Origin of the sequence: Demequina soli (assembly GCF_000971195.1) — a bacterium.
In the GTDB taxonomy this organism is placed as follows: Bacteria; Actinomycetota; Actinomycetes; order Actinomycetales; family Demequinaceae; genus Demequina; species Demequina soli.
The window spans coordinates 1-14,210 of record NZ_BBLZ01000001.1 but is presented as its reverse complement, the minus strand read 5'-3'; the positions used below and the strand labels follow the sequence as shown (position 1 = coordinate 14,210).

The 14,210-nt window shown below is 72.4% G+C and carries 12 protein-coding genes; all 12 read left to right on the top strand.

Annotated elements, in window-relative coordinates:
- The first annotated feature begins 1 nt into the window (after window position 1).
- The 12 genes from truB to AOM04_RS00005 all read left to right on the top strand — a co-directional run bounded on the left by truB (window position 2) and on the right by AOM04_RS00005 (window position 14,063).
- Window positions 2-943, top strand: coding sequence for a tRNA pseudouridine(55) synthase TruB (gene truB / locus AOM04_RS00060; protein ID WP_062460491.1), 942 nt, complete (start codon window positions 2-4; stop codon window positions 941-943).
- Window positions 944-948: 5 nt separating this feature from the next.
- Window positions 949-1,923: a bifunctional riboflavin kinase/FAD synthetase gene (locus tag AOM04_RS00055; protein WP_062460488.1), complete on the top strand. Its 975-nt coding sequence runs from the start codon at window positions 949-951 to the stop codon at window positions 1,921-1,923.
- A 147-nt stretch (window positions 1,924-2,070) separates the two neighbouring features.
- Entirely contained in the window at window positions 2,071-2,340 is a 270-nt protein-coding gene (rpsO, locus tag AOM04_RS00050) for a 30S ribosomal protein S15 (protein ID WP_062460485.1), read from the top strand.
- Between the two features lie 346 nt (window positions 2,341-2,686).
- Window positions 2,687-4,912 (top strand): polyribonucleotide nucleotidyltransferase, encoded by a 2,226-nt coding sequence (locus AOM04_RS00045; RefSeq protein ID WP_062460482.1) that lies wholly within the window; start codon window positions 2,687-2,689, stop codon window positions 4,910-4,912.
- Window positions 4,913-5,117: 205 nt separating this feature from the next.
- Entirely contained in the window at window positions 5,118-6,437 is a 1,320-nt protein-coding gene (locus AOM04_RS00040; RefSeq protein WP_062460478.1) for a M16 family metallopeptidase, read from the top strand.
- Between the two features lie 130 nt (window positions 6,438-6,567).
- Window positions 6,568-7,866, top strand: a complete 1,299-nt coding sequence (locus tag AOM04_RS00035) for an efflux RND transporter periplasmic adaptor subunit (protein WP_062460475.1) — start codon at window positions 6,568-6,570, stop codon at window positions 7,864-7,866.
- Window positions 7,867-7,908: 42 nt separating this feature from the next.
- Window positions 7,909-8,634 carry an ABC transporter ATP-binding protein gene (locus tag AOM04_RS00030; RefSeq protein ID WP_062460472.1) on the top strand — a complete coding sequence of 242 codons (726 nt, stop codon included), beginning with the start codon at window positions 7,909-7,911 and terminating at the stop codon, window positions 8,632-8,634.
- Window positions 8,631-9,860, top strand: coding sequence for an ABC transporter permease (locus tag AOM04_RS00025; protein WP_228373563.1), 1,230 nt, complete (start codon window positions 8,631-8,633; stop codon window positions 9,858-9,860). Before AOM04_RS00030 ends, AOM04_RS00025 begins: the two co-directional genes overlap by 4 nt.
- Before the next feature lie 32 nt (window positions 9,861-9,892).
- Entirely contained in the window at window positions 9,893-10,795 is a 903-nt protein-coding gene (locus tag AOM04_RS14715) for a hypothetical protein (RefSeq protein ID WP_062460468.1), read from the top strand.
- Window positions 10,792-12,813, top strand: coding sequence for an efflux RND transporter periplasmic adaptor subunit (locus AOM04_RS00015; protein WP_062460465.1), 2,022 nt, complete (start codon window positions 10,792-10,794; stop codon window positions 12,811-12,813). The genes AOM04_RS14715 and AOM04_RS00015 overlap by 4 nt, the downstream gene beginning before the upstream one ends.
- 51 nt (window positions 12,814-12,864) lie before the next feature.
- Window positions 12,865-13,608, top strand: a complete 744-nt coding sequence (gene dapB, locus AOM04_RS00010) for a 4-hydroxy-tetrahydrodipicolinate reductase (protein ID WP_062460462.1) — start codon at window positions 12,865-12,867, stop codon at window positions 13,606-13,608.
- Window positions 13,605-14,063, top strand: coding sequence for a hypothetical protein (locus tag AOM04_RS00005; protein ID WP_062460460.1), 459 nt, complete (start codon window positions 13,605-13,607; stop codon window positions 14,061-14,063). The genes dapB and AOM04_RS00005 overlap by 4 nt, the downstream gene beginning before the upstream one ends.
- Window positions 14,064-14,210: the final 147 nt, after the last annotated feature.

Genomic DNA, 14,210 nt, shown 5'->3' with positions numbered 1-14,210 from the left:
GATGGGACGACGCGGCGGCCCCGAGCCGACGCCCGGCATCGTCGTCGTCGACAAGCCCCAGGGCTGGACGTCGCACGACGTGGTCGCGCGCGTCCGGCGCCTGGCGCGTACGTCGAAGGTCGGCCATGCCGGTACGCTCGACCCGATGGCGACGGGCGTGCTCGTCGTCGGCATCGGTCGTGCGACCAAGCTGCTCACGTACATCGTCGGGCATGACAAGGCGTACGACGCGACCGTCCGGCTGGGGGAGTCCACCGTGACGGACGACGCGGAGGGAGAGGTCACCGTGACCGTGGATGCGTCCACGGTCACGGACGAGGCCATCCGTTCCGCGATCGGTCCGCTCACGGGGGACATCCTCCAGCGGCCCAGCGCCGTCAGCGCCATCAAGGTCGACGGGAAGCGGGCCTACGCCCGCGTCCGCGGCGGCGAGGACGTCGAGCTGCCCGAGCGGCCCGTCACGGTCGCCGCGTTCGACGTGCTCGACATCCGCCGCCACGACGGCCTCATCGACGTCGACGTGCGCGTCGAGGTGTCCTCCGGGACCTACGTGCGGGCCCTGGCCCGCGACCTCGGCGCGGCGCTCGGCGTCGGCGGCCACCTCACCGCGCTGCGTCGCACCCGTGTGGGCGGCATCGGGCTCGACCTCGCGCGCACGCTCGAGGACCTCGGCGCCGTCGTCGACGGGGGAGAGGAGCTGCCGCGCGTGGGCCTCGCGGAGGCCGCCTCGGCGACGCTTCCCGTCGTCGAGGTGTCCGATCGGGAGGCGGCCGCGCTCGGCTTCGGCCAGTGGATCGACGCGTCCGTGGACGGCCCGACCGTCGCGATCGCCGCCGGTCCCCGAGCCGTCGCGATCGTCGAGCCCAAGGCCGGACGCGCGAAGCCGCTGGTGGTGTTCGAGCCCGCCGCCGCATCGTCCCCCGCCGCGCCTGCGGCAGAATGACCGGCATGCACGTCTGGCGCTCGCTCGCGGAGATCCCCGACCTCGGCCCGTCCGTGGTGACGCTGGGGAACTTCGACGGCGTGCACCGCGGCCACCAGGCCGTGCTCGGCGCCATGGTCGCCGACGCGCGCGCCCGCGGCCACGTCGCCCTCGCGATGACCTTCGACCCGCACCCCAAGGCCGTGCACGACCCCGCGCACCGGCCCGAGCTCATCACGGGCCTCGACGACCGGCTCGAGCGGCTCGCCGCGACCGGGCTCGACGGCGTGCTCGTGGTCCGCTACACGCTGGACTTCGCGCGCCAGACCCCCGAGGAGTTCGTCGAGGACTACCTGGTGCGCGGGCTGCGCGCCTCGTGCGTCGTGGTGGGCCGCGACACCCGCTTCGGGCGCGGCAACGCCGGCGACGTGGCGACGATGCGCGCGCTGGGCGACGCCCTCGGCTTCGCCGTCGACATCATCGACGACGCGTGCGCCGTGTCGGAGTCCGGCCGCCGCTGGTCCTCGACCTGGGTGCGCGAGCTGCTCGAGGCTGGCGACCTGCCCGGCGCGAACGAGGTGCTGGGCCGCGAGCACCGCCTCCGCGGCACCGTCATCCACGGCGACAAGCTGGGGCGGGAGATCGGCTTCCCGACGGCCAACCTCGACCACACCGCGGGCATGATCCCGCGCCACGGCGTCTACGCGGCCTGGCTCACGGTGCTCGACGTGGGCGGCAACGCGCGGGCCGCGGCGCTCGTGGGGGAGCGGCTGCCGGCGGCGATCAGCCTGGGCATGAACTACACGGTCGGCGGCACGGACCTGCGGATCGAGGCGTTCGTCATCGACCGCGAGGGCATCGACCTCTACGACGCGGAGGTCGCGCTCGACCTCGTGGAGTGGCGCCGGCCGATGCTCGACTTCGGCTCGCTCGACGCGCTCGTCACGGCGCTCGAGGAGGACGTCGACTGGTGCCGCGGCGTGCTCGGCGTGCACGCGTAGGCGGCCGACGCATCGTCCCGGGGCCCGCGTTCGCGAGGCTCGCATCGTTCCTGTATCATTGACAGTCGCCGTCAGAACGGCCGCGGATCCCAGAGCACCGGAGAACAAGCCCGGTTGCGCCGCGCAACGAACGAGAGAGAGATCACAGTGGCGCTCGACGCAGCAGTGAAGCAGTCCATCATGGCCGAGTACGCGACCCACGAGGGCGACACCGGCTCTCCCGAGGTCCAGGTCGCGGTCCTCACCAAGCGCATCAAGGACCTGACGGAGCACCTCAAGGAGCACAAGCACGACCACCACTCGCGTCGTGGCCTCCTGCTCCTCGTCGGCCGCCGTCGCAACCTCCTCAACTACCTCGCGAAGACGGACATCAACCGTTACCGCTCGCTCATCGAGCGTCTCGGCCTGCGCCGCTAAGCAGCGCACGCCGACCCCAGCGTCTGCCCGGCCGCTCCCCTCAGGGGTAGCAGCGGCCGGGCTTTCGCGTACCCGGGCACGATGCGCGGCCCGGGCCCTGCGGGGACGTCGCCCGCCGCGCCCGCGCGACCGCCGCATCGTCCCTCCCTGCTGTTAGGATTGTCGCGGTCCGGTTCGCCGGGCCGACCAACACAACCTGGCAGGCCAGCCGGATGCTGATCCTCGGTGGTGACCCCCAGAACCCCCTCCTCGATGGGGATCGTCCTGGGCGTTTCGACTGACGATCAGTGACGCGGCGTGAGCCGCATCCGCCTGCCTGCCACGAATAGGCAAGGAGCAACTCCTGATGGAGGGTCCTGAGATCCAGTTCGCCGAGGCCACGATCGACAACGGTCGCTTCGGCACCCGCACCGTCCGGTTCGAGACGGGACGTCTCGCCAAGCAGGCCGCCGGCTCCGCCGTCGCCTACCTCGACGGCGAGACCATGCTGCTGTCCGCGACGACCGCCTCCAAGGCGCCGCGCGACGGCTTCGACTTCTTCCCCCTGACCGTGGACGTCGAGGAGCGCCAGTACGCCGCCGGCAAGATCCCCGGCTCGTTCTTCCGCCGCGAGGGCCGCCCCACGACCGAGGCCATCCTCACGTGCCGCCTCATCGACCGTCCGCTGCGCCCGTCGTTCGTGTCGGGTCTGCGCAACGAGATCCAGGTCGTCGTCGACGTCCTCGCGATCCACCCGGACGACCAGTACGACGTCATCGCGATCAACGCCGCGTCGATGTCGACCCAGCTCGCCGGCCTGCCCTTCTCGGGCCCCATCGGCGGCGTGCGCATCGCGCTCATCGAGGGCCAGTGGGTGTGCTTCCCGCGCTGGTCGGAGATGGAGAACGCGGTCTTCAACATGGTCGTCGCCGGCCGCGTCGTCGGTGACGACGTCGCCATCATGATGGTCGAGGCCGAGGCCACCGAGAACGCGTTCGACCTCATCTCCGAGGGTGCCCAGGCGCCCACCGAGACCGTCGTCGCCGAGGGCCTCGAGGCCGCGAAGCCGTTCATCCGCGCCCTGTGCGAGGCCCAGGTCAAGGTCGCCGAGCAGGCCGCCAAGGAGACCGCGGAGTTCCCGCGCTTCCTCGACTACCAGGACGACCTGTACTCGGTCGTCGCGCCCGCCATCGAGGGCGACCTCGCCGAGGCGCTCACGATCGCCGACAAGCAGACCCGCGAGAATCGCCTCGACGAGATCAAGGACGGCGCGCACGACCAGTTCGACGCGCAGTTCGCCGGTCGCGAGAAGGAGATCTCCGCGGTCGTCCGCGCGGTCACCAAGAAGACCATCCGCCAGCGCATCCTCAAGGACGGCGTCCGCATCGACGGCCGCGGCCTCAAGGACATCCGCCCGCTGTCGGCCGAGGTCGCCGTGGTGCCCCGCGTGCACGGCTCCGCGATCTTCGAGCGTGGCGAGACCCAGATCATGGGCATCACCACGCTCAACATGCTCAAGATGGAGCAGCAGATCGACTCGTTCTCGCCTGAGACGCACAAGCGCTACATGCACCACTACAACTTCCCGCCGTTCTCGACCGGCGAGACGGGTCGCGTGGGCTCCCCGAAGCGTCGCGAGATCGGCCACGGCGCGCTCGCCGAGCGTGCCCTCGTGCCGGTGCTCCCGTCGCGCGAGGACTTCCCCTACGCCATCCGTGAGGTGTCGGAGGCGCTCGGCTCGAACGGCTCGACCTCGATGGGCTCGGTGTGCGCCTCGACGCTCGCCATGCTCAACGCGGGCGTGCCGCTGAAGGCCCCCGTCGCGGGCATCGCGATGGGCCTCGTGTCCGACACGGTCGACGGCGAGACCCGCTACGCGGCGCTCACCGACATCCTGGGCGCCGAGGACGCGTTCGGCGACATGGACTTCAAGGTCGCCGGTACCTCCGAGTTCGTCACCGCGATCCAGCTCGACACCAAGCTCGACGGCATCCCCGCCTCGGTCCTGGCCGGCGCGCTGTCGCAGGCGTACGACGCCCGCGTCCACATCCTCGGCGTGATGGCGCAGGCCATCTCCGAGCCCGACGAGATGAGCCCGCACGCCCCGCGCGTCATCGCGGTGAAGATCCCCGTCGACAAGATCGGCGAGGTCATCGGCCCCAAGGGCAAGATGATCAACCAGATCCAGGACGACACCGGCGCGGACATCTCCATCGAGGACGACGGCACCGTGTACATCGGCGCCACCGACGGCCCGTCGGCCGAGGCCGCGCGCGCCGCGGTCAACGCCATCGCGAACCCGCACGTCCCCGAGGTCGGCGAGCGCTTCGTCGGCACCGTGGTCAAGACGGTCGCGTTCGGCGCGTTCGTCTCGCTCAGCCCCGGCAAGGACGGCCTGCTGCACATCTCGCAGATCCGCAAGCTCGTCGGCGGCAAGCGCGTCGAGAACGTCGAGGACGTGCTCGGCGTGGGTCAGAAGATCCAGGTGGAGATCACCGAGGTCGACCCGCGCGGCAAGCTCTCGCTCGGCGTGGTCGAGGAGGCGGGCGCGGAGGGTTCCTCCGACGCCGCCGAGGAGACCGTCGAGGCGTAGGCGCTTCTGGTAGTTCCGCTCGAAGGGCGGTCGGGGAGACCCGGCCGCCCTTCGGCGATTCCCAATGACAGATGTGACAGGTGTGATTGGGCCGGGGCGCGGGCTGAGACCGGGGCTGGGGATCCGGCCGCGGTCGCGCCACCGTGCGTGGCCCCAGTCACATCCGTCACAAGCGTCATTGCGAATCGCGGATAGGCTCGCCCTCATGCCTCACATGCTTCCCCTCGTGCACGCCGGAGCGATCGGCTCCGACCTCACCATCGAGCAGGACCACGGCGCGGTCATCCGCCGCACGATCCTGCCGGGCGGCGTGCGCGTGCTCACGGAGCAGATCCCCGGCATGCGCTCGGCGACGTTCGGCGCGTGGGTCGGGGTCGGCTCGCGCGACGAGGCCCCCGAGCACGCCGGCTCCACGCACTTCCTCGAGCACCTCCTGTTCAAGGGCACGGGCCGCCGCAGCGCCCTCGACATCGCGGAGGAGTTCGACCGCGTCGGCGGCGAGTCCAACGCCCTCACGGGCAAGGAGTACACCTGCTACTACGCGCGGGTGATCGACACCGACCTGCCGATGGCGATCGACGTCATCCTCGACATGGTCACCTCCGCCCGCCTCGACCAGGCCGACTTCGACATGGAGCGCGGGGTGATCCTCGAGGAGCTCGCGATGAACGAGGACGACCCGGGCGACGTCATCCACGAGCGGTTCACCGAGGCGGTCCTCGGGGGCCACGTCCTCGGCCGGCCCATCGGCGGCACGCCGGAGATCATCGAGGCGGTCACGCGCGACGCCGTCTGGGCGCACTACCAGGAGCACTACCGTCCCGAGGGGCTCATCATCACGGCCGCCGGGGGAGTGGACCACGACGCCGTGTGCAGGCTGGTGGCCGATGCGCTGGTCGCCGGCGGCTGGGACCTCGCCGACGGCGCGGTGCCGGTCGGGCGGCGCGACCGCTTCGCGCCGGTCGAGGCCACCCTCACCCCGCAGGTCCGCATCACGCGCCACGAGCTCGAGCAGGCCCACGTGCTGCTCGGCACGCGCGGCTTCTCCGCGACGGACGACCGCCGCAGCGTCCTGGCGGTCTACAACGCGATCCTCGGCGGCGGCATGAGCTCGCGCCTGTTCCAGGAGATCCGCGAGAAGCGCGGGCTCACGTACGCGGTGTACTCGTTCGGCTCGCCCAGCACGGAGACGGGCGTCTTCGGCGTCTACGGCGCGTGCACGTCCGCCAAGGCGGACGAGGTCGAGCGGCTCATGGCGCTGGAGCTCGAGCGCATGGCCGACGGTGTCACCGCGGGCGAGCACGAGCGCGCCAAGGGTCAGATCGCCGGCTCGATGGTGCTGCGCCTCGAGGACTCGTACTCGCGGATGTCCCGGCTGGGCAAGGCCGAGCTGGTCTTCGGCGACCTGTGGTCCATCTCCGAGATGCTCGACGACGTGCACGCCGTCACCGCCGATCAGGTGCGCGCGCTGGCCGCCGACATCGCCTCCCGCGAGCGCGTCTCCGTCCGCGTCGGCCCCGCCTGATACCAGGGGCGTCGGCCTCGCCGGGGTGGGTCCCGGCGGGTGCTTATGCTGCCCTTACACACCTCCCAGCGAACTCCCAGGGTCCGTCCATACCTTCGCATCGACACGTTGATGATCGAACGGACGGACGATGCCCAAGAACACGACCAGGTGGACCCGCGTACGCACGTGGGGCATCCCTCTCGGCGCGGCGGTCGGCGGAGCCGGCATCTGCGCCGGCGCCTTCGCCCTGTGGGGCACCGGGGGTGACGATGCGCAGGCGGCCTCCGCGATGGACGGCGCCGCGCAGCAGCAGACGGTGACGGTCGGGCTGCAGACGCTCGAGCAGTCGGTGTCCGCGACGGGCTCGCTCGCGGCCGTGAAGTCGGACTCGCTCGCGTTCGCGGCCTCGGGCAAGGTGACCAAGGTCGACGTCGAGGCGGGCGACACGGTGAAGAAGGGCGACGTGATCGCCACGATCGACACCCTTCAGCTCACCGCCTCGCTGCGGTCCGCCCAGGCCGACCTCGCGCAGGCCCGGGCGACGCTGTCCAACCTCGAGGACGCGGCCGACGGCTCCGACGCGAGCGACGCGCAGATCGCCGCCGCGACCGCGCAGGTCAAGGTCCTCAAGCAGAACGTCGCCGACGCGAAGGACGCGATGAGCGACGCGAAGCTCGTCGCCGACATCGACGGCCTCGTGACCGAGCAGCCCTACGAGGTGGGCGACGTGGTGTCGTCCGGGTCCTCCGGATCCGGCTCGACCGGCTCGACCGGCTCGAGCGGCGCCACCGGGGGCGCGTCGATGGGCGGCTCCTCGACCGCCGCATCGTCCACCTCCACGTCGACCGGCGTGACGATCGTCGGCCAGGACGAGTGGACCGTGACCGTGAGCCTCGACGAGACCGAGGTCGCCGAGATCGAGAAGGGCGACCAGGTCACGTTCACGTCGGACGACGTGGACCAGGAGTTCTACGGGATCGTCACCGACATCGCGAACCTGCCCACCACCACCGGGGGCACGGCGACCTACGACGTCGACCTCCAGGTCACCGGCGACGTCGCGGGACTGTACGAGGGCACGTCGGTGACGGCGGACATCGTCTACCTGCGCCAGGTCGACGTGCTCGCCGTGCCCGCCAACGCGGTCACGACGACGGACGGGACCTCGACCGTCACCGTCGTGGACGCCGAGGGCACGGAGTCGCAGGTCGAGGTCACCGTGGGCGACACGGTCGGCCAGTACACCGAGATCACCTCGGGGCTGGCGGAGGGCGACCAGATCGTCATGACGGTCACCACCGGGCGCGGGTCCAACGGCTCGAGCGGGTCCGACCAGACGATGCAGGGCTACGGGCAGCTCCCGACGGACGGCACGTTCCCGGGAGGCGGCGAGATGCCCACCGGCGGTCAGCTCCCCGGCGGCATGGGCGCGCTGCCGGGCCAGTAGGCCCAGCGAGCCGCCCACGCATCGACGACGACAAGGAACCGCATGACCGTCACGACACGCGACCCGCTCGCGGGCGCCTCCCCGGTGATCGAGATCACCGGGGCACGCAAGACCTACCGCACGGGGGACATCGAGTTCGAGGCCCTGCGCGGCATCGACTGCAGGATCTTCCCGGGCGAGTACGTCGCCATCGTCGGGCCCTCGGGCTCCGGCAAGTCCACGCTGATGAACATCCTCGGATGCCTCGACGTGCTCACGAGCGGCAGCTACATCCTCGCCGGCGAGGACGTCTCGACCCTCGACGAGGTCGCGCTCGCCTCGGCCCGCAACCGCCGCATCGGCTTCGTGTTCCAGCAGTTCAACCTGCTCGCGAGCCTCACGGCGCTCGGCAACGTCGAGCTGCCGCTCATCTATGCGGGCGTCGCGCCGGCCGAGCGCCGCGAGCGCGCCCTCGCCGCGCTCGAGCGCGTGGGCCTGGGGGACCGGTGGCGCAACCATCCGGGCCAGCTCTCGGGCGGCCAGCAGCAGCGTGTCGCGATCGCCCGCGCGCTCGTCACGGAGCCCGCGATCGTGCTCGCCGACGAGCCGACGGGAAACCTCGACTCGCGCTCGACCGAAGACGTGCTCGGCATGCTCGACGACCTCCACGGGGAGGGCCGCACCATCGTCCTCATCACCCACGAGGGCGACGTCGCGCGCCGCGCCCAGACCGTCTACAACGTGACCGACGGCCAGTTCGTCGGCGCGGGAACGGAGATCGCCAAGTGAGGCCCGCCGACCTCCTCAGCAGCTCGTGGCGGGCGGTCCGCTCCCACAAGATGCGCTCCGCCCTGACGATGCTCGGCATCGTCGTCGGCATCGCCTCGGTGGTGCTCACCGTCGGGCTCGGCCTGGGCACGCAGAAGGACGTGAGCGAGCAGATCGCCGCGCTCGGGTCCGACCTGCTCATCGTGTCCCCGGGATCGTCGACGGACTCCAGCGGCGTCCGCGGCGGCTTCGGCAGCGGCCAGACCCTCACCCTGTCGGACGCCGAGGCGCTCGGCAACGAGGTGGTGGTGCCCGACGCCGATGCGGTGGCGCCCGAGAAGTCCTCGAGCCTGTCGCTCGAGTACGGCGAGAGCAACTGGACCACGACGGTCACGGGGACCACGACCAGCTGGCCGACGGTCCGCTCGCGCGAGCTCCTCTACGGCAGCTTCTTCACCGACGACGACGTGACCTCCGGCGCGCACGTCATCGTGCTCGGCTCGGAGACCGCGGTCGAGCTGTTCGGCGCGACCACCGTGGTGGGCCAGCAGGTCACCATCGACGGCGAGACCTTCGACGTCGTGGGCGTGCTGTCCGAGGCGGGATCCTCCGGCGACACCTCGCTCGACGACCTCGCGGTGGTGCCGATGACCACCATGATCGACACGCTCGCCACCACGGCGAGCGAGTCCGTCGACACCATCTACATCAAGGCGGTCTCGTCCGACGTGCTCGGCGCCGCCTCGCAGGAGGCGACCTCGCTCCTGCTCAATCTGCACGGCCTCGCGTCCGCCGACGACGCCGACTTCACCGTCGACGTCCAGGATTCGCTCATCAACGCCGCCACCTCGGTGTACCAGAAGCTCACCGTGCTGCTCACGGGCATCGCGGCGCTCGCGCTGCTGGTCGGCGGCATCGGCGTGATGAACATCATGCTCGTCTCGGTGACGGAGCGGACGCGCGAGATCGGCCTGCGGAAGGCGCTCGGCGCCGCCCCCGCGAACATCCGCAACCAGTTCCTCATCGAGGCGATGATCCTCGGCCTCAGCGGCGGCGCGGTCGGCGTCGTCATCGGCGTCGGGCTCGCGCTCGGCCTGCCGGGGGTGCTCGGCTCGACCATCGTCATCTCGGGCCTCGCGCTCGTGGTGTCGGTCGTGGTGGCGGTGGGGATCGGCGCGGTGTTCGGCGTGTACCCGGCGGCCCGCGCCGCGCGGCTCGCGCCCATCGACGCCCTGCGGGACCAGTGAACGTGAAGCACAAGGAACAGGAAGCAGCCAACATGAACAAGACCCGGATCACCCTCACGGCGGCGCTGTGCGGCTCGGTGCTGCTCGCCGGATGCTCGTCCGGCGGCGCGGCGGAGAGCCAGCCCGACGCATCGTCCTCGGGCGATGCCGTGCTCGGCAGCGTCCCCGGTGGACAGGGCGGCGACCGTCAGCCCTCCGGCGTGACCGGCGAGATCGCGTACGTCTCCGACGGCACCGCTCAGGTGCAGGACGGATCGTCGCAGACGGCGGTCCGCTTCGGCTCCGACACCGCGTTCACGCGGCAGGTCGACCTCGCGCTCGGGGACGTCGCCGGCGGTCAGTGCGTGGTCGCGATGCTCGGCGACGACGACACCGCCACCACGATCACCGTCACCGACGCCGCCGACGACGGCACCTGCGCGACGGGCCTCGGCGGCATGGGCGGCGGCCCCGGCGGCGACGGGCAGATGCCCACCGACATGCCCAGCGGCATGCCGACCGACGGAGAGATGCCCACGGACCTGCCCAGCGGCGCACCCGCGCTCGCCGGGGACGGCACGCAGACGGGCGACGCGATGCCGTCGGGCGGCTTCGACCCCTCGAGCATCGTCGCGGGCACCGTCACCTCCGTGAAGGACGATGCGCTGGTGGTCGAGGCCTCCGACGGCACCGCGACCACGGTGACGGTGGGCGCGGACACCGCGATCACCGGCACCGAGGCGGCGGACGCGGACGCCGTGACCGTCGGCATGTGCATGACGGCGGGCGGCGAGGCCGACAGCTCCGGCGGCTACGACGCCACCACCGTGTACGTGTTCGACGCGGGCGACGCCGGCTGCGTTTCGACGACCGGTTTCGGCGGCCGCGGCGGCTTCCGGGGCGGGGACCGCGGCGCGATGCCGGGCGGCTCGACCGACACGAGCGGGCAGTCGTGAGCGGGACCCTCCGGCGCACGCGGCTGCGGCTCGTCGCCGTGCCCGTCGCGATCGCGGGCGTGGCCGGCGTCATCGTGGTGAGCGGCGCCTCGTCCTCGTCGGCGACATACCGCACCGCGGAGGCCTCGACCGGGGACGTCACGCAGACGCTCAGCGAGATCGGCTCCATCGAGTCGGCCAGCCGCTACGACGCGACGTTCCAGGTCGACGGCACCGTCGCAAAGGTCAAGGTCGGCGTGGGCGACACGGTCGAGGCCGGCGACGTGCTCGCGCGGCTCGACTCGGGCGACCTCGACGATGCGGTGAGCGAGGCCGAGGACGCGCTCGCGAACGCCCAGCAGGCGCTCGCGGACGACCTCGACGCCCAGAGCGGCGACACCTCGAGCTCGTCGAGCTCGTCGACCAGCGCGTCGTCGGCGTCGTACTCCACCTCGACAGCCACGGATGCCACGGACGCCACCATGGCGACCGTCGCGGCCACCGAGGTTGCGGCCGTCACCCTGCTCGCCGCGCCCGTCGCCGCGACGACCACGGACGCGGACCCCGTCGCTCGGGCGCGGGCGGCGCTGGTCTCCGCCCAGGACGCGCTGCTCGCCCAGTACGACGTCGCCCAGACGCTCCTCGAGGCCGCGCAGCAGGCCTCGGCCGACGCGCAGGAGACGTGCGCCGCCTTCACGAGCGCCGACGCCGGCACCGACACGGCGTCGGACGGGGCCGACGGGACCGACTCGGGCGACACGGGGACCGCCGACACGGGCACGAGCGACACTGCCGCCGCCCTCGCGGCGTGTCAGGAGGCCACCGCGGCGGCCCTCGCGGCGTCGCAGGAGTCGATCGACGCGCAGTCCACGCTCATGGACCTGTCCCAGGACGTCGACGCCGCCGTCGCGGCGCTCCAGGAGGCGCTCGTCGCGGCGGACGCGACGGACGGATCCGGCGGCACGGGCGGCTCGACCGGCGGCTCGACCGACACGCCCACCGGATCCGCCGGAGGGACCACCGGCGGCCAGGCGGGCGGCACCGGCGACGGCACGACGCAGGCCCCGAGCGGCACGATGGGCGGCACCGACACCGGCACCGACACCGGGGCCACGGGCGCGGGTGACGCCACGATGCCGGGAGGCGCCGCGGGCACGGGCGACGGCACGGCCCTCGGCGGCACCGGCGACTCCTCGACGGGCACCCAGGGCGCGACGAGCGGGGGAGGTGCGACCGCATCGTCCACCGCGCCCAGCGCCGCCGACATCCTCGCCGACAAGGCCGACATCACCTCCGCGCAGGCCGCGCTCACCGTGGCGCGGCAGCAGGCGGAGTACGCGACGGTGGCGGCGCCGGTCGCGGGCACCGTCGTGGCCGTCGGCGTCGTGGCGGGCGACGCGGTGACCGCGGGGGACACGACGACGGCCATCACGATCGTCGCGGACAACGCGTACCTGGTGACCCTCTCGGTGGACCTCACGGACGCGCAGCTGCTCGCGGTCGGCCAGGACGCGGAGCTGACTCTCACCGCCTCGGGGACCACCGTCGCCGGCTCGGTCTCGAGCGTGAGCCACGTGAACTCCGGCAACTCGTTCATGCAGGCCTACACGGTCACGGTCGCCGTGCCGGACCCGGGCGTCGAGATCCGCATCGGCGCCGCCACGCGGCTGTCGATCACGGTCGCCGCGGCGAAGGGCGTGCTGGTGGTGCCGACGTCCGCGATCGCCGATGCGGGCGGCGCCGCGACGGTCCAGGTGGTGGGCGCGGACGGCACCGCGACGCAGACCCCGATCGAGACCGGGGCCGTGGGAGCCGTCTACACCGAGGTCACCTCCGGGCTCGAGAAGGGCGACGCGGTGGTCCTCGCGGACCTCACCCAGCAGCTCACGAGCGGCGACTCGCCGGGCGACTCGTCCGGCGGCCTCCTGGGCGGGCTGAGCTCCGACTCGTCGTCCACCCAGTCCGACCAGCAGATGCAGTTCCCGGGCGGCGGTCAGCTCCCCGGCGGGGGCCAGTTCCCCGGCGGCCCGAACGGCTGACGCGGGCCCGCCCGTGACGGATCCCTCGGGGGCGCCCGGTACGCTCGACGCATGATCAACGTCGCCGTGCTGGGCGCCTCCGGGCGCATGGGTTCCCACGTCGTGGACGCCGTCGGCGGCGCCCCCGACCTCGCGCTGGTCGCCTCCCTCGACCACGGCGACGACCTCGCCGAGGCGGGCCGCGTGGGCGCTCATGTGGCCGTCGACTTCACGGTTCCGAGCGCGACCGAGGCGAACGTCCACGCGCTCATCGACGCCGGCATCCACGCGGTCGTCGGCACCACCGGCTGGACCGCCGAGTCGCTCGCCCGCGTGGAGGAGCACCTGCGCGAGCGGCCCGAGGTGGGCGTCCTCATCGCCCCGAACTTCTCGCTCGGCGCCGTGCTCGCGATGCGCTTCTCCGCCGCGGCCGCCCGCTACTTCGAGTCGGTCGAGATCGTCGAGCTGCATCACCCCGACAAGGTCGATGCGCCGTCGGGCACCGCGGTCCACACGGCCGCGGGGATCGCCGCCGCGCGCGCCGCCGCGGGCCTGGGTCCGTCGCCCGACGCCACCACGCACGACCCGGACGGCGCCCGCGGCGCCGTGGTCGACGGCGTCCACATCCACGCCGTACGCCTGCGCGGCCTGGTCGCGCACGAGGAGGTGCTGCTGGGCAACCCGGGCGAGCAGCTCACCCTCCGCACCGACAGCTTCGACCGCATCAGCTTCATGCCCGGCGTGCTCCTCGGCGTGCGCGAGGTCGGCGGCCGCCCGGGGCTCACCGTCGGTCTCGACCGCTACATGTCGCTGTGAGCGTGATGCGCCGGCCCGCCTTCCTCGCGGCGGTCGCCACCACCGTGCTGCTCGCGCTGCTCATCGGGTTCGTCGGCAACATCGCGATCGCGCTGCTGGGCGCGCCGGGCGCCATCGCGAAGGCCCTCGGCGTGCTCGTGATGATCCTGCCGGTCATCGCGGTGTGGTTCCTGGTGCACGAGTGGCGCACCGGCGTGACCGTGCAGCGCATGTCCACGCGCCTCGAGGCCGAGGGGCGGCTGCCGCTCCACGACGGCGCGCGCACGCCCACCGGCCGGCTCACCGACGAGGCGGCCCACGACATCTACGAGGTCGCCCGCGCCGGCGTCGAGCTCGAGCCCGACAGCTGGACCGCCTGGTTCCACCTCGCCTACGCGTACGACGCGGTCAAGGACAAGGCGGAGGCGCGCAGGGCGCTCCGCCACGCCGCGGAGCTGTTCCGCAAGCAGGGCTGACGCCTCACCCGGGCGGCGCGCCCGGGCCGGCGCGCATCGTCCCTGGTGAGTTGGCGTGGGTGCTGATGTCCCCAGCCCCTGGCGGTTGTTCGGGTTATCCACCCTGGTATCTCCCTTGATCTGCGTCGAGGGTGGCTGTCTGAGGCA

What these genes read in the sequence shown, in the direction of transcription:
- AOM04_RS00055 (WP_062460488.1), top strand. Translation starts at nt 949, where the DNA reads ATGCACGTCTGGCGCTCGCTCGCGGAGATCCCCGACCTCGGCCCGTCC.
- AOM04_RS00040 (WP_062460478.1), top strand. Translation starts at nt 5,118, where the DNA reads ATGCCTCACATGCTTCCCCTCGTGCACGCCGGAGCGATCGGCTCCGAC.
- truB (WP_062460491.1), top strand. Translation starts at nt 2, where the DNA reads ATGGGACGACGCGGCGGCCCCGAGCCGACGCCCGGCATCGTCGTCGTC.
- AOM04_RS00035 (WP_062460475.1), top strand. Translation starts at nt 6,568, where the DNA reads ATGCCCAAGAACACGACCAGGTGGACCCGCGTACGCACGTGGGGCATC.
- dapB (WP_062460462.1), top strand. Translation starts at nt 12,865, where the DNA reads ATGATCAACGTCGCCGTGCTGGGCGCCTCCGGGCGCATGGGTTCCCAC.
- AOM04_RS14715 (WP_062460468.1), top strand. Translation starts at nt 9,893, where the DNA reads ATGAACAAGACCCGGATCACCCTCACGGCGGCGCTGTGCGGCTCGGTG.
- AOM04_RS00045 (WP_062460482.1), top strand. Translation starts at nt 2,687, where the DNA reads ATGGAGGGTCCTGAGATCCAGTTCGCCGAGGCCACGATCGACAACGGT.
- AOM04_RS00030 (WP_062460472.1), top strand. Translation starts at nt 7,909, where the DNA reads ATGACCGTCACGACACGCGACCCGCTCGCGGGCGCCTCCCCGGTGATC.